General features: G+C 70.9%; 17 protein-coding genes. 7 read left to right on the plus strand and 10 right to left on the minus strand.

Annotated features, from left to right (window positions below; genetic code table 11):
- Nucleotides 1–37: 37 nt before the first annotated feature.
- On the minus strand, nucleotides 38–1,378 hold the full coding sequence (locus ACIG87_RS26240) for a hypothetical protein (protein ID WP_396854031.1): 1,341 nt from the start codon (nucleotides 1,376–1,378) through the stop codon (nucleotides 38–40).
- Between the two features lie 313 nt (nucleotides 1,379–1,691).
- On the opposite strand from ACIG87_RS26240, the gene ACIG87_RS26245 reads away from it, so the two are divergent.
- The 4 genes from ACIG87_RS26245 to ACIG87_RS26260 are packed head-to-tail and all read left to right on the plus strand — an operon-like array spanning nucleotide 1,692 to nucleotide 12,375.
- Nucleotides 1,692–2,795: a TauD/TfdA dioxygenase family protein gene (locus tag ACIG87_RS26245; protein WP_396854032.1), complete on the plus strand. Its 1,104-nt coding sequence runs from the start codon at nucleotides 1,692–1,694 to the stop codon at nucleotides 2,793–2,795.
- A gap of 11 nt (nucleotides 2,796–2,806) precedes the next feature.
- Nucleotides 2,807–3,514, plus strand: coding sequence for a DUF6875 domain-containing protein (locus ACIG87_RS26250; RefSeq protein WP_396854033.1), 708 nt, complete (start codon nucleotides 2,807–2,809; stop codon nucleotides 3,512–3,514).
- A complete protein-coding gene (locus ACIG87_RS26255) occupies nucleotides 3,511–10,824 on the plus strand; it encodes an amino acid adenylation domain-containing protein (RefSeq protein WP_396854035.1) in 7,314 nt (2,437 codons plus the stop codon). Before ACIG87_RS26250 ends, ACIG87_RS26255 begins: the two co-directional genes overlap by 4 nt.
- A 57-nt stretch (nucleotides 10,825–10,881) precedes the next feature.
- The gene (locus tag ACIG87_RS26260) at nucleotides 10,882–12,375 is read left to right on the plus strand and encodes an IMP dehydrogenase (RefSeq protein ID WP_396854037.1); all 1,494 of its coding nucleotides are present in this window, start codon (nucleotides 10,882–10,884) and stop codon (nucleotides 12,373–12,375) included.
- 172 nt (nucleotides 12,376–12,547) lie between these two features.
- Here the strand turns inward: ACIG87_RS26260 and ACIG87_RS26265 are convergent, their stop codons facing one another.
- The 9 genes from ACIG87_RS26265 to ACIG87_RS26305 form a co-directional block, all read right to left on the minus strand.
- The gene (locus ACIG87_RS26265; RefSeq protein WP_396854038.1) at nucleotides 12,548–14,014 is read right to left on the minus strand and encodes a tyrosine-type recombinase/integrase; all 1,467 of its coding nucleotides are present in this window, start codon (nucleotides 14,012–14,014) and stop codon (nucleotides 12,548–12,550) included.
- A 94-nt stretch (nucleotides 14,015–14,108) separates the two neighbouring features.
- Complete coding sequence (locus ACIG87_RS26270) at nucleotides 14,109–14,366, minus strand: helix-turn-helix domain-containing protein (RefSeq protein ID WP_091250946.1); 258 nt, start codon at nucleotides 14,364–14,366, stop codon at nucleotides 14,109–14,111.
- An 88-nt stretch (nucleotides 14,367–14,454) separates the two neighbouring features.
- Nucleotides 14,455–14,904: an XF1762 family protein gene (locus ACIG87_RS26275; protein ID WP_396854040.1), complete on the minus strand. Its 450-nt coding sequence runs from the start codon at nucleotides 14,902–14,904 to the stop codon at nucleotides 14,455–14,457.
- A complete protein-coding gene (locus tag ACIG87_RS26280; RefSeq protein ID WP_396854041.1) occupies nucleotides 14,901–16,061 on the minus strand; it encodes a DNA-methyltransferase in 1,161 nt (386 codons plus the stop codon). The genes ACIG87_RS26275 and ACIG87_RS26280 overlap by 4 nt, the downstream gene beginning before the upstream one ends.
- On the minus strand, nucleotides 16,058–16,966 hold the full coding sequence (locus ACIG87_RS26285) for a hypothetical protein (protein WP_396854043.1): 909 nt from the start codon (nucleotides 16,964–16,966) through the stop codon (nucleotides 16,058–16,060). The genes ACIG87_RS26280 and ACIG87_RS26285 overlap by 4 nt, the downstream gene beginning before the upstream one ends.
- A complete protein-coding gene (locus ACIG87_RS26290; RefSeq protein WP_396854045.1) occupies nucleotides 16,935–17,486 on the minus strand; it encodes a DNA cytosine methyltransferase in 552 nt (183 codons plus the stop codon). The genes ACIG87_RS26285 and ACIG87_RS26290 overlap by 32 nt, the downstream gene beginning before the upstream one ends.
- Nucleotides 17,483–18,349: a hypothetical protein gene (locus ACIG87_RS26295; protein ID WP_396854046.1), complete on the minus strand. Its 867-nt coding sequence runs from the start codon at nucleotides 18,347–18,349 to the stop codon at nucleotides 17,483–17,485. The genes ACIG87_RS26290 and ACIG87_RS26295 overlap by 4 nt, the downstream gene beginning before the upstream one ends.
- On the minus strand, nucleotides 18,346–19,335 hold the full coding sequence (locus ACIG87_RS26300; protein ID WP_396854048.1) for a TRM11 family SAM-dependent methyltransferase: 990 nt from the start codon (nucleotides 19,333–19,335) through the stop codon (nucleotides 18,346–18,348). The genes ACIG87_RS26295 and ACIG87_RS26300 overlap by 4 nt, the downstream gene beginning before the upstream one ends.
- The gene (locus ACIG87_RS26305; RefSeq protein WP_396854050.1) at nucleotides 19,319–20,260 is read right to left on the minus strand and encodes a hypothetical protein; all 942 of its coding nucleotides are present in this window, start codon (nucleotides 20,258–20,260) and stop codon (nucleotides 19,319–19,321) included. The genes ACIG87_RS26300 and ACIG87_RS26305 overlap by 17 nt, the downstream gene beginning before the upstream one ends.
- Nucleotides 20,261–21,086: 826 nt before the next feature.
- Here ACIG87_RS26305 and ACIG87_RS26310 point away from each other — a divergent pair.
- The 3 genes from ACIG87_RS26310 to ACIG87_RS26320 all read left to right on the plus strand — a co-directional run bounded on the left by ACIG87_RS26310 (nucleotide 21,087) and on the right by ACIG87_RS26320 (nucleotide 23,843).
- Nucleotides 21,087–21,974 (plus strand): hypothetical protein, encoded by an 888-nt coding sequence (locus tag ACIG87_RS26310; protein ID WP_396854052.1) that lies wholly within the window; start codon nucleotides 21,087–21,089, stop codon nucleotides 21,972–21,974.
- Nucleotides 21,975–22,541: 567 nt separating this feature from the next.
- Entirely contained in the window at nucleotides 22,542–22,922 is a 381-nt protein-coding gene (locus ACIG87_RS26315) for a pilin (RefSeq protein WP_396854053.1), read from the plus strand.
- A 6-nt stretch (nucleotides 22,923–22,928) separates the two neighbouring features.
- Nucleotides 22,929–23,843 carry a hypothetical protein gene (locus tag ACIG87_RS26320; protein WP_396854055.1) on the plus strand — a complete coding sequence of 305 codons (915 nt, stop codon included), beginning with the start codon at nucleotides 22,929–22,931 and terminating at the stop codon, nucleotides 23,841–23,843.
- Nucleotides 23,844–23,847 lie beyond the last annotated feature (4 nt).

A 23,847-nucleotide genomic window follows, 5' to 3' on the forward strand; every position in this document is an offset into this window, starting at 1 on the left:
CAGCGTCTCGGCGCGCCCGCAACCGTGCACGAGGTGGTCAGCTTGCCGCTTTCGTCAGCACGTCACGTGCCTGTGGGTGGGTGCATCGCGCGTCGCGGAGCTGCCGGACCACGTTCTGCAGGTATGTGGATACTCGGGGTGAGTCGACTGTTGTGGCTACGTCCAGCGCGTGGTCGAGCGGCTCGCAGGCGGCGAGTGGGTCGCCTGCCCGGAGCCGGGCGTTGGCCAGGTCGCAGAGGGCGAGCAGGCGGTCCCTCGGGTATGCGTTCGTCGCGGTGTTCGCGCGTTGTGTCAGGTAGGACGTGGCGTGGTCGGGTTTGCGCAGGGCCAGCCATGCTCGGCCGGTCGCCCCGTCGACGGCCGTCGGGGTCAGCCATTCCGTCCACCAGGGCTGATCGTCGTGGCTGGCGTCCTGGAGTTGTTCGTGGGCGTGGGCGCTGGCTCGTTCGACTCCGTCGATGTCGCCTCGGCGTCCGGCGATGGTGATCTCCCGTTGTGCGATCACGGCGCGGACGCGGTTCGGCAGCGTGTCGGGGTTGCGGGTGGCGGCGGTCGCGATCAGGGTGGCCGCTTCGGTGTGGTGGCCCAGCCAGGATTCCTGGTAGGCGGTGGAGGCGAGCAGGTTCGCGGTGGCCTGGTGCAGCGCGGGGCCGGGGCTCGCTTCGCGGGCTACCCGGAGTCCGGTCAGGTAGACCCGTTGGGCGCGCGCGTGTTCGGCGGCGTCGAAGAGCATCCAGCCGTATGTCTCGGACATTTCGATGTAGAGGCGGTGGAGTTGTCGTCCTTCGGTATCGCCGTAGGAGCATCGGGTGACGATTTGGCTGAGCAGGCTCCACAGTCCGCCGGCCCACAGCAGTGCCGGTCTGCTGCCCTCGGTGTCGTCGAGTTCGCGGCTGCGTCGCACGGATGTCTCGATGTTGGCCAGCAGTGACTGGGACACGCGGTCGCCGTTGAGCGCTGGCTGGAGGCTTTCTCCTGCCGGCAGTAGGAGGTCCAGGGCGCACGCGGTGACTGCGGATCCGGTGAGCAGTACGAACTTGCGGCGCTTCATGTCGTCTCCCTGGCTGGCCAGCAACAGCTCCCGGGCGGTGACGGCGTAGGGGTCGTCGAGAGCGTGCGACCGCCGGGCCGGTCTGTCCCAGCCTAAGTCGGCGGGCGTGAGACGCAAGCCTCGATGCAGGTGAAGGACGGCAATGATGTCGGTCATGGTCGCAGTCGACGGTTGGCGACCCTGCACCCACTTGTAGGCGGTCTTGGCGTGCAGGGCCGCCGCCCCGCGCTGACGGCGTACCTCGTTGATTCTGGCGATGAGCTGTTCGGGGCTCCATCCGAGGGCAGTCATATGTGCCCGCAGCGGCGATTCGTGCGTCGCTGTCATGTCGCTTCCAAGTCCTTGTGGCTTTTTCGCGTGCCCGAAGGTAGCACTGCTTTCAGGCCTTGTCCGGCCTGTCCTGCATGGATCAGGTGTCGTACACCTCTTCGGTGTCTACGCCGGTTGCACCAGGCACCCTGCCTCGCCGTCTAGCCCCAGCGATAGTCGACGACCGATGCTGATATCGCAGCGAACGGTCGGCACCTCACCGGCTGATGGCGCTGCTGCTACCGGCCAAGGCCAGTAACCCAGCGGGCTTCAGAACCGTGGCGACGACTGCGGGCTGACGACCTGGAGCCGGGAACAAGGTGCGAGCGCGATGCGGACGCGCCACACGGCTGTCCATAACCGCCGCTATAAGCCGGCGGATCGAATTGTCTACCGGACGTCGCACAGTAATAGGACAGGGGAAATGATGATGCCGAGATCGGATGCGGCCGACATGCTCACCCTGCGCCGGGCCGCCGGCCACATCGGCGCGTACGTCGACGGGGTCGACCTCGCAGGCGCGTTGGACGAGCCGCTGATCGCGGCGCTGCGCGACGCTTTACTGGCTCACAAGGTGCTGTTCTTCCGCAACCAGGAGCTGGACCACGCCGCGCACATCGCGTTGGGTCAGAGGTTCGGGACGCTGACCGTGCGATCCCGGTCGCAGAGCAACGCCTCCCTCGACGTGTTCCCGCAGATCCTGACGATCTCTCCGCAGATCGACCGGGACCAGTACGGGGTCGACTACGAAGCCCACTACCGCCTCCGGTGGGCCTCCGGCGCAACCGGCTGGCACACCGACATGTCTCACGTGGTGAACCCCCCGGCGGCGTCGATCCTGCGGGCCGAAACGGTTCCGCCGTTCGGCGGCGACACCCAGTGGACCAACCTCGTGGCGGCCTACGACGGGCTGTCGGCCCCGTTGCGGACGTTGTGCGACGGGCTCAAGGCCGAGCACAGCTTCTTCGCCGGTTATCGGATGGTTCCCTCCGATCCGGTCGACCGCGCGATCCTCGACATGATCGGCCCCGACGCGCCGGTCGCGGTGCACCCGGTGGTCCGGGTGCACCCGGAGACCGGCGAGAAGGCGCTGTTCGTCAACCCGTCGCGCACCGCGCGGATCGTCGGGCTGTCCCCGGCCGAGAGCAGCGCGCTGCTGGGCCTGCTGTTCGACCAGGTGACGCGGCCGGAGTACACGGTGCGGTTCGGTTGGGAGCCGGGTTCCGTGGCGTTCTGGGACAACCGGTCCACCGCGCACCTGGCGGCCCCGGACATCGACCACCTCGACGGCGTCGAGCGGGTGCTGCACCGGGTGACGATCATCGGTGACGTGCCCGTCGGCCCCGATGGGTACACGTCACGGGCCCTCTCCGGGACACCGCTGGGCGCGGACCCCGCCGCGGGCGAGGTCCCTGTGGAAGGGCGCGTCCGGTGAGGGCCGCGCCGATGCCGAGCCAGCGCACGTCGCACGGCTTCGCCCGCGTCGAGCCTGGCTCCCTGACCAGCGCCGCCGACGCCGCGCACCTGTTCCCCCGGTTCCCGATGTACCGGCAGGGCCTGGAGTGGTTGGAGCGGTTCGTCACCCGCTCTCATCCCGACCTGGGCCGGCCCGGCGCGGTGTGTCCACGTCTGGCGCCCGCTCTGCGCACCGACACGGTGTGGTTGGTCGCGATCGCCCTCACCGGCGCGTCACCCGAGCACGCGGTCGAGGCCAGCAAGGTGCTGGGGCACCTGTTCGAGGACCTGGCCACGCCGGAGCAGCGGCAGTCGGCGGCGCTGCTGGGCTTCTTCCCCGACCTGCCGGCGCAGAACGCCGCCGCCTTCGTCGACGGCGGCCACCGGCTGGTACGGCCGTGGTTCGTCGAGCGCGGACTGATGCTCGGGGAGTTCCACCCCACGAGCAGCGTCGGCGGCGTCCACAACCGCGACCTGCCGGTGATGCGGTGCCCGGCGCCGATGTTCGCGGTCCGCGCGATCACTCCTCACGACCTGATGTTCCTCGACCAGCCCGATACCCCGCCCGTCGACCGGCTGGCCTACCTGGAGGCGTTCGACAGGCACGTCGGCGCACGCCTCAACCAGGCGGCCCGGGTGGGCCTGCACTCGCGGATCGACGAGGTCCGCGCCGCCCTGACCTCGGGAGGCCCGTCGTGACCGTCCGACACACCCCTGCGCTCGCGGCAACGACTCTGGCGAGGGCGTTGGAGGCGGCCTACCGCGACAACGGGCTCACGTCGGCGGTCGTCACCCCGGCCGGCACGTGGACCTACCGCGATCTGGCCGCTCGCGCTCACGGTGTCGCCGAGGCCGTGCGCACCGCGATGCCGGCCGCGGGACGGAGCCCGATCGTGGCCGTGGTGCTCGATCGGTCCCCTGACTTCGTGGCCACCGTCATGGGCGTGGCCGCCGCGGGTGCGGTGTATCTGCCGCTGGATCCTGGCGCCCCCGACACCTACCTGGGTCAGATCTTCGATGAGTCCAGGCCGTCGATGGTCGTGACGAGCAGCGAACGTGCTCACCGCCTGCGGGGGTTGACCCGCGCCCCGGTCGTGACCCCCCTCGACCTGACCTCCTCCGCGGGTGATGCCGCCGGCATCACCGGCTGTCCGCCTGAGAAGCGGGTGAGCACGGCCGAGGTGGCGCCGCGGAACCCGGCGTACGTGATCTACACCTCCGGGTCCACCGGCAGACCGAAGGGTGTGGTGGTGTCGGGTGAGGCGTTGCTGAACGCCACGGCGGCCCGGGTCGACCGGTACGGGCCGGCGGGGCGGGTGCCGCTACTGCACTCACCGGCGTTCGACCTCACCACCGGCGTGCTGTTCTGGACGATCCTGTCCGGCGGCACCCTGGTCATCGAACCGGGCGGGCTCGCCGACGTGGCCGCCACCGTGGCGCTGATCCACCGGCACGACATCACGCACCTGATCTACCCGGCGTCGTTGTACGGGGCGTTCCTGGACCGTGCAGCCGACCGGCCGCCGGCCGGTCTGGTGGCGGTCGGGATCGGCAGCGAACGCTGGAGTCCCGTGCTGATCGAACGGCACGCCCGTGTGCTGCCGGCGGTATCCCTGGTGAACGAGTACGGCCCCACCGAGGCCACCGTCTGCTCCAGCTACGCCCTGCTCTACGACGGGCCCCACGGCCGATCGGCGCCGATGAGCATCGGCCGGCCGGTCCGCAACACGGGTTACCTGCTGCTGGACAGCGATAGGAACCTCGCCACCGGTGCCGGTGAGTTGGCCATCACCGGTTCGAACCTCGCCCTCGGCTACCTGAACAACCCCGGGCTGACCGCGCAGCGGTTCGTTATCCTCGCCAGCGGGGAGCGGGCCTATCTGACCGGCGACCTCGCCGAGCGCAGCCCCACCGGGGACTTCGTGTTCCTGGGCCGGGCGGACCGGCAGATCCAGGTCGGCGGGCACCGGGTCGAGCCGGGCCACATCGAAACTGTGCTGATGGGGCACCCCGGCGTCATGCAGGCCCACGTCACCGGCCGGCCGGGCGGCGGCACCGGGTCGAGCACCCTCGTCGCTTACCTGGTGCCCCACCCGGACGCGGACAGTCTGGCGCCCACAGCCTCAAGTCCCGTGCCGGCCCGTGGCGGGGAAGGGCAGATGGCGGGCGACTGCGACCAATACCTGCGGGATCGGGTGCCGGCCTATCTGGTGCCGTCCGCGTACGTGGTGCTGCCGGAGCTGCCCCGCACCCCGGCCGGCAAGATTGACGAGGCGAAACTGCCCAGCCCTACAGTCTCCGCCGCTGCCACCGTCGACGCCCCGGCGGACCCGCTGCACCAGGCGTTGGTCAGGGCGGCGGCGGATATCCTGGGCGTGGCCACGGTGCCGGTGGACCAGCCGTTGACGTCCCTGGGGGCGAGTTCGCTGGTCCTGATCCGCCTCGCCGCCGTCATCGCCCACGAGCACGGGGTCGACGTGCCGATCAGTGCGCTGTTCGGCGCGTCCGCCATCCGCCAGATCGCCGAGCTGGTCCGGGCGGGGACCCCGTCGGGCCGGCCGGTTCTCCGTCCGGCGGCGGGGGAGCCCGAGTCCGTCTACGGGAGCGTGTGGCCGCTGAGTGGTCAGCAGCGCCAGATCTGGGTCCTGACGCAGATGGCGCCCGACGCGCTGGCGTACAGCACCCAGTTCTCCCTGCGGATGTCCGGCCCGGTGGACGTCGACGCCCTGCAGGCGGCGCTGTCGCATGTGGTCGCCCGGCATGAGATCCTGCGCACCACGTTCCACGACTCACCCGACGGGCCGGTTCAGGTCGTGCGCGAACCGTGGGCCGCCCAGGTGGACCTGGTCGACCTCAGCGACCTCGACGCCGACGCCCAGGCGGCGGAGCTGGACTGCCGGATGCGGGCGGCGGTGGCGGCCGGGTTCGACGTGGCGGTGCTGCCGCTGGTGCGCTGGCACCTGTTCCGGCTCGGGCCACGATCATGGCGGCTGCTTCAGGTCGAGCATCACTTCGCGCACGACGGATGGTCCGCGCAGCTGTTCCTTGCCGAGATTCGCTACGCCTACCGGGCGATCCTCGACGGCGAGGTTCCGCGCCTCGACGCGCTGCCCGTGCAGTACCGCGACTACGCCACCTGGTATCAGCAATGGCGCAGCACCGGCGACTACGCCGACCAGGTCGCCTACTGGCGGAACCGGCTGGACGGCTGCCCGCCGGAAGGGGTGACGTTCACCCCCGACCGGCCCCGTCCGGCCGGCCGGACCTACCGCGGTGGCCGTCTGGTCGCCCACATCCCACCCGAGACCGTGCGGCACCTTGACGAGTTGGCCGTCGCGCAGGGGGTGAGCAGGTTCGCGGTGTTCCTGGCCGCGTTCGCCCTGCAGGTGTGGCAGCACACCCACGAACGCGACATGGTGATCGGGTCGGCTCTGGTCAACCGGCGCCAGGCCGGCACCGAGACCCTGCTGGGCATGTTCGTCAACGCGCTGCCGCTGCGCGTGGACGTCGACCCCGACGCCAGCACCGCAGCACTGCTCCAGGCCACCATGACCACCCTGCTCGGGGCGCAGGACCACCAGGAGTTGCCGCTGCTGGACCTGCTGGCGCATCTGAACGTGCCCCGCGACCCGGGCAATCCGCTGTTCAACCTGATGTTCGCCTTCCACGACACCCCCCGACCGGACTTCCAGGTCGGGACGCTCAGCGGGCAGCTGGTCATCGAGCACAACGGGACCGCGAAGGCTGACCTCAACGTCGTGTGCGTGCCCGACCCACCGGCCCCCGGCGCGGCGGAGCACCGGCCCGGGATGAGCATCCTGTGGGAGTTCGACAGCGACCTGTTCGAGCCCGACACCGCCAGGGAACTCCTGTCCGGCTACGAGCGGATCCTGCACGTCCTGCCGCAGGCACCCGACCGGCCGGTCCGTGACCTGGACCTGCTGGGAGCCCACGAAACCACGCGGATCCTGGCTCTGGGCGCCGGCCCGCACGACGCCGTGCCGTCAGGCACCCTGCACGCGGGCTTCGACTCGGCCGCCGCCGCCCACCCGCACGCCGTCGCGCTCGAACACGCCGGCACCCAGTGGACCTATCGGGACCTCGACCTACGCGCAGGGGCACTTCAGCACCGCCTCACCGCCCTCGGCGTACGCCCCGGGCACATCGTGGCGGTGGCCTGCCCGCCGGGCGTCGAACTGATCACCACCATCTTGGCCACCCTGCGTCTCGGCGCCGCGTACGTGTGCCTGGACCCCGGCCAGCCCTCGGCCCGGACCAGGCTGATGCTCGCCGGCGCCGACGTCCGCGCCATCGTCATCACCCACCAGATGACGAACGGCCACGACACCGGATGGCCGCCCGCCGGAACAGCTCTGCTCTTCGCCGACGATCCCGCACCCGGCCCCGAACCCGCCGGCCCGCCGCCGGCCGCACCTGGCGTGCGTCCGGACGATCGCGCCTACCTCGTGTACACCTCGGGGTCCACCGGCACCCCGAAAGCGGTCGTGACCACCCACCGCAACGCCTGCGCCGCCCTACAGGCCCGGACCCGCCACCACGCGGTCACGTCCGCATCCGCGAGGCCCGCCCGGACCCTGGTCACCCTGCCCGCGATCTTCGATGTCGCGCCGCACATGATGCTGTGGACGCTGCAGACCGGCGGCACCATCGTCCTGCCCGACACCGCCGAGCAGGCCCAGGACCCCGACCAGATCCGCGCCCTGGTCGACCGGCACCAGGTCACCCACGTCAACTTCACCGCGTCGTTCTACCGGGCCCTACTCAGCACGATGCCCAGCGGATGGCAGCCAACACTGCAGGTCGTGGCGATCGGTGGTGAGGCGTGCGCACTCGACGACGTCCGCGACCACGCCCGCCGGCTTCCGCACGTGGCCCTGGACAACGAGTACGGCCCCACCGAAGCCACCGTCTGGTGCTCCGTCGCGCGCCTGCACCCGCCGGAGCCCGACGCGGAGTCCCGGGTGACCGTCGGTCTACCGCTGACCAACAACAGCATGTTCGTCCTAGGCCCGGACGGCGACCTCCTGCCCGCGGGCGCCGCAGGTGAGCTGTTCATCGGTGGCGCCGGTGTCGCCGCCGGCTATCACCGCCAACCCGACCTGACCCAGCAGCGGTTCGTGACGCCCCGACGGGGTCCGCTGGCCGGACAGCGTCTCTACCGCACCGGTGACCGGGCACGCCTGCGCGCCGGCCGATACGAGATCCTCGGACGCCTCGACGACCAGGTGAAGATCCGCGGCTACCGCATCGAACTCGGCGAGATCACCGCCTGCCTGCTCCAACACCCCGACGTCACCGACGCCGCCGTCACCGTGCAAGGCCCCGGCGACGCGGGGAAGCTGATCGCGTTCGTCGCCACCGCCCACCCCCAGGCATGCCTACCGGATCTGCTGCGGTCCTGGACCGCGCAGCGCCTCCCCGCCTACATGGCCCCGGCCGGCTACATCGTCGTCGACGAACTCCCGCGCACCGCGACCGGGAAACTCCAACCCGAACGCCTCAGCACACTGAGCACCCCGGTCGCAGCGGCGGCGCCGATCGCCGTGCCGACCACGCAGCGCCAGCAGCGGCTGCTGCGGACGTGGCGCGAGCAACTCCAGCGACCCGACCTCGGCATCGACGACGACTTCTTCGCCTGCGGAGGCGACTCGCTGCAGGCGATCCAGGCAGCGGCCCGCGCCCGTGACCTCGGAATCGAGATGACCGTCGCGCAGCTCGTGGCCGCCCCGACCGTCCGCGCCCTGGACCGACTACTCACCACCCCCGACGACAACGCCACCGTCGCACTGGCGGCGACCGCGCGGCGTCCCGGCGGCACACCGCTCGCGCTGACCGCCATCCAGGCATGGTTCTTCGCCCAGAACTTCGCCGATCCGGACCACTTTCATCAGGCGCGGCTGTTCACCCTCGCCGACACCTGCGATCTGCCGAGCCTGCGCGCCGCCGCCCGTTGGGCGCTGCACCGCCATGACGCCTTCCGCACCCGCTTCACCCGCCACGACCACGCGTGGACAGCCGTCCTGGACGACGCCACGCCTGGCGGCCTCATCCGCGAACACACCCTGCCCCCGGCCGGAACCCAGCCGACATCCGAACGGCTGACCCCCGTCCTGGAGGGTCTGCACGACGATCTCAGCATCGCCTCCGGGCGCCTGGCATCCGTCACGATCGTGCGGGACACCGACGGCCGGCAGCGCTGGCTGTACATCATCGCCCACCATCTGATCATCGACACGGTGTCCTGGCAGATCCTCGTCGACGACGTCGAGAGGGCCTACCGCCTGCTGCGTGCCGGCCAGGCCCTACCCGAGGGCAGCACGCCGGGCCTGCCCACCGCGCCCACGACCCCACCCAAGGTCGGCCCGGAACCCGACCCCCACTGGCAGAACCTGGCCACAGCGGAAAAACCGGTCCTCACCGGCACCGGCGGGCGACCGGCCCCGGTCGGCGCCCGCATCCGCGTGCGGCGACGGCTGTCGACCCACGCCGGCATGTACCTGCGCCACGACGCCCACCGGCTACGCGGCGTCGGCGCCCAGGCCATCCTGCTGGCCGCGCTCCGACGAGCCCTGCAACCCTTCACCGACAGCCCCGACCTGTACGTCTGGCTCGAAGGCCACGGCCGCTCCCATCACGGATCCGCCGACCACGAGGGCGTCGTCGGCTGGCTGACCACCCTCTACCCGGCCCTCCTCACCGCCACCGACACCCACCCGGGACGGCTCATCGACGTGGCCGCCGACTTCCAGCGGCAACTCGCGGCGATCCCCGACGGCGGAGCCGGTTTCGGCCAAGCCCGCTACCTGCACCCCGACTCCCCACTCGGACGCCAACTGGAAGCCCTCGCCGCCCCCCAGGTCACCGTCAACTACCTCGGCCACCACCAACCCACCGGACGAGACCGGATCCTGCGCCCTGTCCCCGGCCCGAACGGTGCCAGCATCGCCGCGAGCAACGTGCTGCCCACACCGATCGACCTGACGGTGGCCGCCGATCCGGACGGCATCATGTCCTGCCAGTTCCTGATCGATACGGACCTGCTCACCCCGCAAGCAGCCGAGGACATGGCCGACCGCTTCACCGCCGAGGTGGAAGCAGCCGCCCGGCTCATCGCCCTCACACCCACGCCCGTTCAGGCAGACGCACGCACCCTGTTCCTCATCCACCCCGTCGGCGGCAAGATCGACTGGTACACCAATCTGGCCGCCGCCCTGGGCTCGGGCTGGGACTGCTACGGCCTTCCGCACGACGGATCCACCGACGCAGACACCCTGCCCGCGCTCGCCCAGACCTACCTGGGTCGCCTCCGCGCCGCCAAACCCGACGGCCCATACACCCTGGCCGGGTGGTGTCTCGGCGCGGTGCTGGCCTACGAGATGACCCAGCAGGCACAACGCGACGGCGACAGCCACCGCATCGACGACCTGTTCCTACTCGACCCGCCCCACGCCGAGCAGCCTCTCGACGCCGACGACGCGATCATCACCCACGTCCAGTACGCCCTCATGCAGCACGGCTGGCCCGACCAGCCCCGACAGGCGATCACCGCCGCCCTGGACGCCACGAAAACCCTGCCGATCCCGGACCGGGCACATGCCCTTGCCGCCGTCCTCGCCCCGGAGTCCATCGTCCCGCCGAGCTGGCCCAGCCAGCACGAATCCCTCCTGCACCAGATGCGGATCCGCCTCGTCTGCCATGCCGCGATGTCCGCATGGCACCCGGCCGGTCAGACACCGACGCTGCAGCTGATCCTCCCGCACACCGTCACCCCCGGAACCGAGAACGCGACACGGACGTGGCAAAGCCGAAGCAGCGACCCACACGTGACCACAGTCGCGGGCGACCACGAAAGCATGCTCACCGGGCCAGGGCTCGACCAGATCACCACACTCCTTCACGAGCGGCTTTCAGCGCGGCCGACACACCACGGCGCGGCGCAACGCCACCACGACAGAACGGGCGTTTTCGGTTACAACGCACTTGCCTGATAGCGTCTTCCGATCGCCCACGCTGTGCGGCATCCCATTCTTCAAGGAGTAACAGCAGTGCGGATCCTGCCCGAGATCTCCCGCACCTTCGGTGAATACCTGCTCCTGCCCAACCTCACCGACGAGGCGTGCACGCCGGACCGCGTGGATCTGTCCGCCCCCGTGGTGCGCCACCGGGTCGGGGAGCCCTCGGCGCTGCGGATCGCCGTCCCGATGGTCAGCGCGATCATGGGGGCGGTGTCCTCACCGCGGCTCGCCATCGCCCTGGCCCAGTGCGGAGGGCTGGCGTTCATCCACCAGAACCAGCCGATCGCCGCACAGGCCGAGATGGTGGCCGCGGTCAAAAGGCACAAGGCCGGCTTCCGGCACAGCGACATCAACATCAAACCGTCCGCCACCCTCGGTGAGGTCGGCGACCTGCTGGCCGCCGCCGAACGCGATGTCGCGGTCGTGACCGACGACGGAAGCCCCGGCGGCATGTTCCTCGGTCTGATCTCCACCAGCGACTTCAACGTGCACCGCCACGACCTCGGCGACAGCGTTGAGACCCGGATGCGCCCCGCTGCGGGCCTCGCCACCGCACCCACCGGCATCTCGCTGTCCGACGCGAACACCCTGATCTGGGACGCCCGCCAAGACGTCCTGCCGATCGTCGACGAGGACGGCCGCCTCACCTCGATCGTGCTCCGCCGCGACTACGAGCTCCACAAGCAGTTCCGCAAGGAGAGCATCGACCAGGACAAGCGGTTCATGGTCGGTGCCGGGGTCAACACCCACGACTACCGCGAACGGATCCCGGCCCTGGTCGCCGCCGGAGCCGACGTCCTGTGCCTGGACTCCTCCGACGGCTACTCGACCTGGCAGAGCACCGTGCTCCAGTTCGTCCGCGAGCAGTACGGCGACACGGTCCGCATCGGGGCCGGCAACGTCGTCGACGGACGCGGCTTCCGCTACCTCGCCGACGCCGGCGCCGACTTCGTCAAGGTCGGCATCGGAGGCGGCTCGATCTGTATCACCCGCGACCAGAAGGGCATCGGCCGCGGCCAGGCGTCCGCCCTCGCCGACGTCGTCCGCGAACGCGACGCCTACGCCCGCGAGACCGGCCAGTACGTGCCGCTCTGCTCCGACGGCGGCGTCCTGCACGACTCCCACATGGCCATCGCCCTGGCCTTCGGCGCCGACTTCCTCATGCTCGGGCGCTACTTCGCCCGCTACGACGAAAGCCCGTCACCCCTGGTCAAGGTCGACGGGCAACTGTTCAAGGAATACTGGGGCGAAGGCAGCCAGCGCGCCCGCAACGCCGCCCGCTACGGACAGGGCAAGGCCCTCGTCTTCGAAGAGGGCGTCGACGGATACGTCCCCTACGCCGGCAGCCTCTACGACAACGTCTCCGTCACCCTCACCAAGATCACCTCAACGATGATCAGCTGCGGCTCGACCACCCTGCCGCAATTCCACCAGACGGCGACCCTTGTCGAGGTCTCCCACCAGAGCTACCTGCAGAACAGGGAAGACGTACGGCTACGCGACCGCCCCAGCGCCATCAGCTGATCCGGCGGGGCGACACTACCGACCAACGCAGGTCGCGCCGGGCACCCCAGGTGCCCGCGTGCCCGGTGGCCTGAAGCCCAGGTGGACCCACGTCGGACGTCTCGACGCCATCGCTGGCCGACGACCCCAAGTGGTTGAGGTGCCGGCCAGCGATGGCGCGGCCCACGGGGCGTTACGCAGCCTTCGGTCGGTTTCTGCGAGGGACGAGCTTGATCGTGGCCTCGGCGGTCGTCTTCTTCAGCTCCGCGAGGACGGAGGTGTAGATGTCGGCGGTCATCTTGTAGGACGAGTGGCCGAGGGTGTCCTGGATCTCCTTGATGCTGGCTCCGGCGGCGAGCATCAGGGTCGCGGCGATGTGCCGGAGGTCGTGGAACCGTACCGGCGGCAGGCCGCTGCGTTCGACGAGCCGGTCGAATCGGCCGGTGACCGTCTCCGGGTGCCATGGTTGGCCGTCGCGCTTGCGGACGAAGAAGATGTCGCTGTCGGCCCAGGCGTCGCCGGCGACGACCTTCCACGCCGCCCGGCGAAGCACGTACCTGCGCAGACTCGTGACGGTCTCGTCGCCGAGGTCGACGATCCTGTCCCCGGCCGCCGACTTCACCCCTTTCTCGATGACCTGGTAGCCGACGCTGGTGCGCTGGCCGGTGATGGTGATCGCGGCCGCCTCCAAGTCGACGTCGTAGTCGTGCAGACCGCACAGCTCGCCTCTTCGAGGGCCGCGGTGGATCGCCACGTCGAACAGGGCGTACAACTCGGGGTCCTCGGCCTCGGCGAAGTCGAGGAACTGGCCCGCCTGGACGGGCGTCCAGACCATGACCGGGCTGGGCCGCTGCCGCGTGCGGTACCACCGGTTGACCGCCGCGTCGGTCCACAGCCGGGGTCTCGGCGGCCTGCCCGAGGCCAGCTCGACCGACTCGGCGGGATTGTGGTCCACCAACTTGTGGTGGTAGAGGCGGCGGGCGTCGTTGAGTGCCTTGCGGAGGGTCGCGAGGATCCGTTGCTGGCTGGCGTCGCCGACCGTGCGGATTCCCTTGACGGCGTCGCGGACCTCCTTCACGGGGCTGGCTTTCGCGGCGCGGATCTCGTCGTTGCGGGCTTCGATCGTGGCGAAGACCGACTCGATGTGCGCGGCGGTGAGTTCCTGCAGCGCCACCTGCCCCAGGTGGGGGGTCCAGTACTTGGTGATGTGGTCGTGGTAGCTGCGGCGGGTCGCGGGTGCCAGCCTGACCCGGTTGGTGATCCATTCGGCGAGGTACTCGCCGAGGGTGAGCCGGGTGTCTGCGGGCACGTCGGCGCGGATGCGGCGGGCGACGTGGTCGCGGTCCGGCAGCGGCTGGTGGGGTTTGCACGCCTGCAGCAGGTCGGCGATCCGCCGACGCTGGATCTCGTCGCGGCCGGCGAGATCGAGCAGCGCGCGGGCGTGGTCGCGTTCGGCGGCGGCGGCCTCGCGGGTGTCGAACCCGGTGCGGCGCATCTGCCGCCGCCCGTTGTCGGCGTCGAGGGGGAGTTCGAGTTGGTAGCGCCAGGTGCCGTGGTGGGGGTTCCACCCGTTGCCGCGGCGGAGTTTGGGGCACTGCGCGCCGAGGCGTCTGCCGTTCTGTCGGCAACCGCAGCGCTTGGTGATGGATCCGTCTGCCATGACGTGTTCGCTCCTCGCCGACGCCGCCCTCTGGCGAGCATCGGATTGTCGGGTGTCCGTTGCGTGGTGATCACCGCTCGTTTCGGCCTGGTGATCAAGTCGCGGGCGGAGGGTCGCTAGGGACGCCGAGGACTGCCAGGATCGCGGCGACGGAGACCCGGTAGCGGGATCCGACCCGCAACACCGGCACCGGCAGGCGGTCGCGGCGCGCCAGCTCGTAGGCGCTGCTGCGGGACATGCCGAAGATCTCGCCGACGGTTGCGACGTCCGTGACCGCTCCGAGTGCCCGGATGCCCTCAACGGTCCACACCGGCGGATTCTCTGGGGGAGTGCTGGCCTTCTTGCTGTCCATGGGATTTGGTCCTTCGTGCAAAGAGGGAGAGAGCCCGCCACCGTGGTGGTGGCGGGCTCTCGGGATGGTGGGGTTTTGCTGGTGGTGGTCAGCCGGTTGGCTCCCACCGACGCCGGCCTATCTCGGCGGTGCCGTGGTCGACGCGGGGGCGGCTCGGTCGTGACCAGCCCGGCTGCGCCGGCCGGGAGGCGACCACGCGCCACCCGGCCGCCCGCAGGCTGGCCCCACTCTCCCCGTCCTCGGTGTAGGTGACCAGACGCCGGTAGCCCAACGCCCGGGCGGCTTTCCACGCCGCCCCGTAGAGCAGGGAGCAGGCGTTGCGAGTTCCGTCCGTGGCCACTCTGGTGACCTCGAGGGTCATCCCGTCGTCGAGTCTGCGCGCGACGGGACGCCCGACGACGGCGACGCCGACCAGGACGTCGTCGCGGGCCACGCCGACGCTGAACTTGTGCCCCTGCGGCGGCCGATGATGGCGGTGCCAGTCCGCGACGAAGCCGCAGGCCTCGGCGAACGTGACCGGCACCGTCCGTAGGCTCACCCGCTCTCCTCGTTCGACAGGTCGTCGGGCAGGTACGGGACGAGCCGGGCCATCGCCTCGTCGTGGAACGCGGCGCTGATGTCGACCCCCACGTAGCGGCGGCCGAGCTGCAGCGCGGCGAGCCCGGTCGTCCCGGCACCGGAGAACGGGTCCAGAACGACGCCGCCGGGTGGGCAGCCGGCCGCGATCGCCCGTAGCGGCAGGTCGATCGGAAAGGGGGCCACGTGCGACCCCCGGTAGGGGCGGGTCGCGATCCGCCACACATCCCCCGGGTTGCGTCCCTTCGGATGGGCGGCGGTGTGGGCGTGCCCGAGCGGGACGAGGTTGCCCCGCCCTGCCCGAGGCTCGACCCGGACCTCCTCGGCACCGTACTTACCAGCGCCGTAAGCGGTGGCGCCGCGGCGGCGGGCGGTCGCGCCGATCCCGCCGGTGCGGCCCTTGCGTGCCCCGCCGATGATCCGGGTCCCGTCGGCGGCCTCCGGCCGGACGAGCGGAATCCGGATCGGATCGAGGTCGAAGTAGTAGGAATGGGACCTGGTAAGCAGGAATAGCAGTTCGTAGCCGGTGCTCAGCCGGTCGGTCACGGACTCGGGCATCGGGTTGGTCTTCGACCAGATGACCGCGTTGCGCAGCCACCAGCCGCGCGCCTGCAGTGCGAACGCGGTCCGCCAGGGCACGCCGATCAGGTTCTTCGCCGGCAACGGCGCGGACCGCCCTGATGTTCCGGTGGTCCCGCCGCCGGTGTCGTAGGCGCGACGGGTCCCGCCGGTGTAGCTGTCGCCGAGGTTCAGCCACAGCGTCCCTGTGGGTTGAAGGACCCGCAGCGCCTCGTCGAACACGCGCACCAGGCGATCGACGTACTCGTTCACCGTGGGCTCCAGCCCGTACTGCAGGTCGCCCCACGTCGCCCCGCACCGGCCGCACGACGTGCCGTCGCGGCGTTGCCCGGCGGGTATCGGGTGCGGGCAGGCGGGGGTGCCGCCGTGCCACGCACCGGTGCCGTAGTCCCGCAGCGACCAGAACGGCGGGCTGGTCACGATGGTGTCGACGCTGCCGTCGGGCATCGCGGCGAGCACCTGCCGGGCGTCGCCGAGATACAACTCGACCGGGCCGGCCTTCCGGTACCGGTAGGCGTCCAGCAAGGTGGGATCGGTCATGTTGGCACCGCCCACCGGTGCGGGCACAGCAGCATCCGCAACGCGGTGGCTGCCTGTTGCGGGACGACGCCGTTGCCGAGGACCCGTAGCGCGCCGGTACGCGGCAACGCGAGCACCGGGTCGGTGACCCACTGTTGGTCAAGGCCCATGAGCCACTCCACGAACGGCGGCGCCAGGACCGGTTTGCCGTGCCGCCCGGGCTGGGTCGGCTCCGGCACCGGCCGGCCGAGCATTAGCTCCCACCGCGCTACCGCTTCGGCATAGACGCCCCACCGGTCGGCGTCGGGCTGCCCCAACCCGGCGACGGTGGTGCGCAGGTCCGCGCCGCCGTCGCCGTGCCGGCCAGGTCCCCGCGCGTCGGAGGCGCGCGGGGTGGGCAAGGTCCGGGCCGGTACCCGCACCGCTGCCGACGGCAGGGTGAGGTCCCCGTGTGAGCCGCGTTGCCCCGGGCAGCCCTTGGTGCCGTTGGTTGCCTTCGGGGTGGGTAGCAGCACCTGTGACAGCGGTGGACTCCATCCGGCGCCGGCGCGCCGGCCGGGGGTGCCGGTGTCGCTGGCGCGCGGGGTGGGCAGCAGCGGCGGAGTCGTCGGCTTCCCGCCGCGCTGCGGCCGGTAGCCGCGGACCGCGGATTCCAGGGTCGGTCGCCAGGTGTCACGGTGGGTGCCGCTCATGTAGCCGGTGCCGCCTCCCGCGGTGGGCGTGGGCAGCAACTGCCCGGCGATACCGGCGAGACTGGGACGGCGGGCCGCCCCGGCCGAGGGGGACTTGTTCGACCCGTATGTCACCGCGGTCGGTGTCGGCAGCAGGTGATGGCGGGTGCCGGTCGGCTCGACCAGGTCGGGCAGCCCGTACTGGTGGCCGGGGCCCTTGCCATCACGGGCGCAGGGTGTCGGCAACGTCCGCACCCCCTCCCCGGTGGTGGGTGGGGGTGGCCAGCAGGAACAGCCTGTCCCGTTGGTGGGCGGCGCCGATGTCGGATGCGCGTAGGCATAGCCAGCTCGTGTCGTACCCGATCTCGGCCAGGTCGGCGTGGACGACGTCGAGTCCTCTCCGTAGGAGGGCGGCGACGTTCTCCACGAACAGCAGGTGCGGTCGTAGGACGCGAACGGCTGTGGCGACGTGGTTCCAGACGCTGGAGTGCTCCCCGGTGATACCGACGCGTTTGCCGGCGTTGCTGATGTCCTGGCAAGGAAATCCGGCGGTGAGGATGTCGACGGGTTCGACCTGGGCCCAGTCGACGGTGCGGATATCGCCGAGGTTCGGGATGCCGGGCCAGTGATGAGCGAGCACGGTGGCGGCGTGTCGGTCGGTCTCGGCGTACCAGGCGAGCCGGCCGCCGAGCACCAGCTCGACGGCAAGGTCGAGCCCGCCGTACCCGCTGCACAGGGAACCGACTCGTGGTGCCGCGGTGGCTTCACCGTTCACGCCACCTCCCCACGCCCCGCGGCCGCAGGTGCCGCCGCGTTGTGCGGGCAGGTCCACGGCCCACAGCCAGGAGAATCCGCCGGCCCTGGGCGTGGGCGCAGCACCACCTCGTCGAGCGGCACCCGGGCCCTGTGGAGGAAGAACTGCCCGCGTAGTGGGTGCCCGTCGGCGTTGGCCTTCGCGGAGCCGTGGCGGATCGCGTGGTCGAAGGCGACGGCGTCGGCCCACTCCGTCGGGCTGTTCGCTCGCAGGTCGGCCCAGAAGCCGTCGTCGTGGAACGGGCAGCCCACGCAGGACGACTTCGGGGTGTCGCCGAGTCCGTGGTCGGCCAGGTATCGGAGACAGTCGGTTCGCCGCCAGCCCAGGTCGAGCAAGGGAAAGATGTTGCGGGTGTAGGCGACGTCGGAGTCGCGGGCGCGGCCGATCTCGTCCAGGCTGATCCCGATCGCCATCCGCGCACGTAGTCCGGCCGGGACCCGCGTGGGGTGCGGGTAGCCGAGGCGGCGCCGTACCTCTGCCTTGATGGGTTTGATCTTGTATTCGGATGTGCACTGCCGGCGGGCCATGCCCCGTTCACCGTTCGGCCCGAGCGTGAACAGGGGCATGGACGCGAAGCGGTGCTCCGGGTCGAGCGCGTCAGCCCGGATGTCTCCGGTGCTGACGCGCACGACCTCGATGCCGGCTGCCTGGGCGATGCCGGTCAACCGGTCCAGATGGCGGTAGACCGCGGCCGGTTCCCAGGTCGTGTCGGCGAAGATCGCCGCGTCGAAACCGGGGATCGTGCCCTGGGCGGCGAGCAGCAGGAGCGTGGTGCTCTGCACGCCCGCGCCCAGCGATAGGTAGCGTTGGGTGGGTGCGCTCACGCGACCACCCCGGTTCCGCCTCGCGGTGATGGGCGTTTGGTGAAGATCAGGACGTCTTCGTGCGCGATGAGGTGCATCGGCATCCCGGCGGCCCTGGCCTTGCGGACCTGTTGGAGTTGGAAGAACGACGGTCGGGCGACGAGGTGGTCGTCGCGGACGGCGGCGAGGAGGGCGACGCACCGTTCGGTCGGTGCGAGGCCGGCTCGCCGGCCTGCGGCGATGACGGCGCTGGGCAGGTCGATCAGCTCGCCTTGCTTACGCCATGGGCGGGCCGTGACGACGACGACTCCGCCAGGGCGCAGCAGGGTGGCGCAGCCGCGCAGGATCTGGGCGAATCCGTCGGTGAGGCCGGTCAGGTCGCGGTAGGCGAGGTTGCCTCGGTCCTCGCCGTCGTTGTACCGGTCGTCGTACTTGACGACCCCGTCCTCGCCGGGGCGCACGAGGCCATGCACCGTGGGCCCGTACGGCGGTGAGGTGACCACGAGGGCTACCTGGCCGGTGAGGGCTTTCGGGACCAGGGACGTCAGTCGGGTCGCGTCGCCGCGGATGACGGACGCGCGTCCGGTGGCGCCGTGGTCGTGGGCGTGGCGGATGTTGGCGTCGGCGATGTTCGACCACTGTGGCTCGTACTCGATGCCGAAGGCGTCGCGGCCGGCGTGGACGGCCTCGACCAGGGTGGTGCCGATGCCGCACATCGGGTCGAGGACCAGGTCACCGGGCTGGGTGTAGGCGGCGATGGCGTGGGCGGCGATCGCCGGGAGCATCCGGGCGGGATGCTTGACCGACTGCGGCACGTGCCGGCCGCGTCGTTGGACGGGTCCGGTGGACTGGGCGGTGGCCCAGACCGACAGGTCGTCGGGTTCGGCGCGGTGGCGGCCGTCGTACTCGCGGTGCCGCCCCGGGTAGTCCCCGCTGGCGGGGCTGAAGGTGTTCGGCTCGTGGGGGTCGGGGTGTCCCGTGGTGGTGGGTTCAGGCACGGCGGTCACCACCGTCGCGGTCGCGGCGACGTCGCTGCCCGGCGACCGGGCTGGGCTGCCGTGGGGTGAAGACCAGTAGGTCGGCGTGCACCCGCAGGTGCGCGACGGCCCACTGGTCGGGGTTGGCGTGGGCGATGGTGAGCAGCTCCTCGTCGGTGATGACGTGGTAGACGAACTGGTCGCCGTCGGTGTCGGCCTCGACGGCGACGATGTGCTGCAGGTAGCCGAGCCCCGCGCGGGAGGCGGCGGCGACGAGGGGGCCGAAGTCCTCGGGCGTGGGCTGCGTACCGGTGGGCACACCGACGACGAGCACGAGACAGCCGCCGGGGCGCAGCAGCCGCGCGCAGGCGGCGAGGAGCCAGGCGAGCCGGACCCGGGCGGTCGTGTCCGTTTCGTGTAGCGGCCAAGAGGCGACCACCAGGCTGGTGACCGAGTCCAGCGGTCTGTCGTCGCCCGACCGGACGACCGCGGTGTCGGGGCCGATGCCGGGCAGGTCGGGGTCGGTGAGGTCGTCGCCGAACCACTCGATCAGCTCGGGTACGTCGTCGTTCTCGCCGTCCTCGTGCGCGTTCGGGTGAAGCGGGTTGGTGTCGGTCGCCGCCGGCCGGCTGGTGGTGGCTGGGCCGATGAGCAGGCCGGAGCTGGTGTCGGTGAACCAGGCACGGTGGTGCGCGCGCTCGCCCTTTGCGCAGGTCGCGGTCAGGGCGTGGTCGGTGGTGAGGTCGACGACCGCCTCGCCGGGCCGGCTGTAGGCGGCGACGAGGCGGTAGGCCAGACGGGCGGGCAGGCTGGTGTGGTGTTCGGCGTCGGTGCGGGCCGTGCGCCAGACCGTGATCGGCACGGGCGGGTCGCCGGCGATCAGGTCGATGAGTGTGGGGTCGGCCGGCTCGGTGTGGTCGGCCTGGTTGTTCTGGTGCGGCGTGTGCTCGCTCATGTGCTGTCGGCTCCGCGCCGCGCCGTGAAGCGCTGACACCCCCAAACCGGGGTTTGTGATCCCTGGCGAACACTTGCCGCACTCACCGCCGCTCACAGGCGCTCACCGTGTGGCGGCTCGTCCCGGTTCGGTCGGCTTTTCCTAGCCGGCTTCGCGTGGCGACGACCAGCGGCAGCCACCAAGCTGCCACGGGCGGGCGTGAACTCCACCCCCCTCTGTCAGTTACCGTCCGTTACTGACAGAACAGGCAGGGGATGCCGGTCTCGGTCCGTGGGGACGCCGCGGCGTCGGCGTGGATCACCGCGTTGGCCAGCACTGTGAGAGTGGTGTGAGTGTCACCGGGCCGGCCCGGTTTCACCGGCTCGGTGCCCCTGTCACAGGTTGGCCGTGTCAACGGTGGCAGAGCTTCTGCCGCTGTCGGAGGTGCCGCCGACGAGCTGGCGCGGGCCGGCCGACGGCGACCGGTGACACCAGGACCGGACTGTCACAGGCTCCCGTTTCCGAGGCTGTGAGTGTCGTCGGCGTCGTGTCACGGGGCTGCGAGGTGAGCCGGTGACAGCGTCGTCGCACGCGTGCCTGACGGGCTCTGTCAACCTGTCACAGGGCAGGTCAGCCCGCCTTTGTCAGAAGTTCTATCAGCGATCACATCCAATAAACACCGGCAGGGGTGTGCCTGTGACAGGAGCCGGGCGCTGGGCGGTGATCGGGGGTATGAGCAGCTCTGTCAGAGGCTTGTGAGGCTCGTGTGGCGGAATCGGTGCCACCGGTCGCCGCGACAACGTCGGCGGCGGTCATCGAATCCCTTCGCTGTCACAGGAGTTTTGACATGAGCGTGTCCGACGCTACGGACTGGCCCACTTCCGCCCTTGACGCCGCGGCGACCGCCTTCGCCGCGCTGACGTGCGAACCCGCGCCGCTGGTGCTCGACTGCGCGGCGTTCGGCGCCGACACCGGTCTGCCGCAGCGGGTGATGCCGCTGCCCGCGTTGCGGGACTGGCTGCTGCGCCACCCCCGTGCCTACACGGCGCGTGACGAGGTGTGGCGGGAGCTGATCCGCCGCGCCCGCCTCGACGGGCCGCACTGGGTCGTCGCCGCGGCCGGCATGGCGATGCCGGCCCTGCAGCAGTACGCGGCCCGACTCTGCCAGGGGTACCACGGTGACCCGGCAGATGTGGACGCCGAGATCCTGACCGGCTTCCTGACCGCGCTACGCGATCGGGTGGACCTGACGAAACCGGCGCCGTACGCGGGTCTGTGCCGGGCGGCGTGGCGGGCCGGGCGGGACCTACGCCTGCAGCAGCAGGAGTACCTGCCGGTGGAGGACATCGAGCACGTCGCCGCCGGCCCCCGGACCCCACGGGTGCCGTACGGACATCCGGACCTCCTGGTCCGCCGGGCGGTGACCCTCGGGATCCTCGACCCAGAAGACGAGCAGGCCTACATCGACGTCCGGCTCGGGCACCGCGCTATCGAGCCCATCGCCGCCACCAACGGCATCAGCGTGGACGCCCTGCGCATGCGGCTGTCGCGCATCGACAGCCGCATCGCCGAAGCCCTCGCCGACGGCCTGCTGACCGGGGTCGCCTCGCCGGAAACCGTCGCGGAACTGCGGCGGCAAGCCGAACAACGCGGTCAGCGACGGGCAGGCCGTGCCACGGCTGCCCGCCGCGAATCCGGCCAGGCGCCGGCTGCAGCGGCTGCGGCGGCTGCCTGACAGTTTCCCGCACCACCGAGCGCAGCAGCTGTGGCCCGACGTGCACCACGTCGGGCCACAGCCGTTTCTGCCTCCGCCCTGACAGAAACCGTCGGGCAGCACCCACTGTCGGACAGCCGGAACGCGCGTCGACGGAGAAAAGCCCCCAGCCCGCAGCAGGAACACGGAGAAAGAGCAGTTCAGCAGCCCTGAACTGCGCTGTGAGTCTTCGCCCCGAGGGCTGTGAGCGGCGTGGGAGCGCGGCAAGTGTTCGCCACAGGTCACAAGACCCGGTTTGGGGGTGCGGGACTTCCCCGAGCGGCACCGCTGCTCGTTGGTCCCGCCCGCCGCCGGGCGACACGAGGAAACACGACCTGCGTGCCTCGGGTGCCGCGCCACGTTGATGCGCTGACACCACATTGATGACCGCAACCCACCCCTAAGGGAGGACGAGCTCCTCCCGAGGCTCGCGGTGTCGTTCGTTCCTTCACCTACGCCCGGCGGCGGCCCCTGTGGACCGTTTCGAGCAATCGCCGCGCCCCGGTCACACCGTTCGGCGTCCCGGGGCGCGGCGGGAGGTGAACCGCAATGTCCCGCACTCCCACTCACATCCGTACGACCCGACGGGCCGCTCGTGTCGCGCTTCGCGTGACCGTTGCGCTGTCCGGCACGGGACTGGCCATCACCATCCCGGCCGCCGCGTACGCCGATCCCGGTAGCGCCGTCTACCTGGCGGCGAACTCGCTGCCGGTGGTGATCGCCAACCTTCAGGCCTGGGTCATGGGGATCCTCGCCGCGATCGCCACCCTCTTCCTCGTCCTGGCCGGCGTGTACTGGGCCACCGCCGGTGGTGACCCGTCGCAGGTGGAGAAGGCCAAGCTCGCCCTGCGCAACGCGTTGATCGGCTACGGCTTGGCGGTCCTCGCGCCGATCCTGCTGCAGATCATCCAGGGCATCGTCGGCGGCTGAGACGTCATGGGATGGATCCTCGACCAGGCACTCGACTGGCTTACCACCGCGATCCTGGCCTGCCTCACCGCGATCTTCGACCTGATCACCGGCATCCTGCTCACCACCCCGAAGGTCACCGCGCTGCCGCAGGTGCAGGCCCTGACCGGCCGGTCGGTCTGGATCGTGGACACCGTCTTCGTCCTGGCGTTCGTCGCCGCCGGCGTGCTCGTCATGGTCGCCGGTGGCGGCGAACAATCCCGGTACACCGTCAAGGACCTCCTACCGAGGTTGGTCGTCGGGTTCACCGCCGCGCACTTCTCCCAACTGGCCTGCGCCCAGCTCATCGACGTGGCCAACGCCTTGACCGGGGCTTTCAGCGAGGGCGGCTCCGACAGCGACGGTGCGTTCACCGCCATCCAGACGCACCTCACGGCGGCGAAGGACCACGCCGTTCCGCTGTTGTTCCTGGTCCTGGTCCTTATCATCACCGCGCTGATCGTGACGACCGCGTTCCAGGTGATCGGCCGGTTCGTGGCGTTGCTGGTGATGACGAGCATCGCGCCGCTGGCGCTGGCCTGCCACGCGCTGCCGCAGACCGACGGCTTCGCCCGGCTGTGGTGGCGCGCCTACACCGGATGCCTGGCGATCCCGATCGCCCAGGCGTTCTTCCTCACCGCAGGCGAGCAGGCGCTCCTCGACCCGGCGGCCATGCTGCCGGTGTTCGGCCTGCCCGCCGACCCCGGCGGCACCCTGAATCTCCTGGTTGTTGTGGTTCTGCTCTGGACCACCGTCAAGATCCCCACCCTGATGGCCCGATGGGCGGGCCAGAGCGGACGCGGCACGGCGAACATGCTCGGCGCGGCCGTCCGCGTCGTCGTGGTCCAGCAACTCACCCGCGCCGTCCCCGGCCTGAACACCCTCCGGAGGACCATCCGATGACCCG

The sequence above is a fragment of the Micromonospora sp. NPDC051925 genome (assembly GCF_044548625.1).
Classification (GTDB): Bacteria; Actinomycetota; Actinomycetes; order Mycobacteriales; family Micromonosporaceae; genus Micromonospora.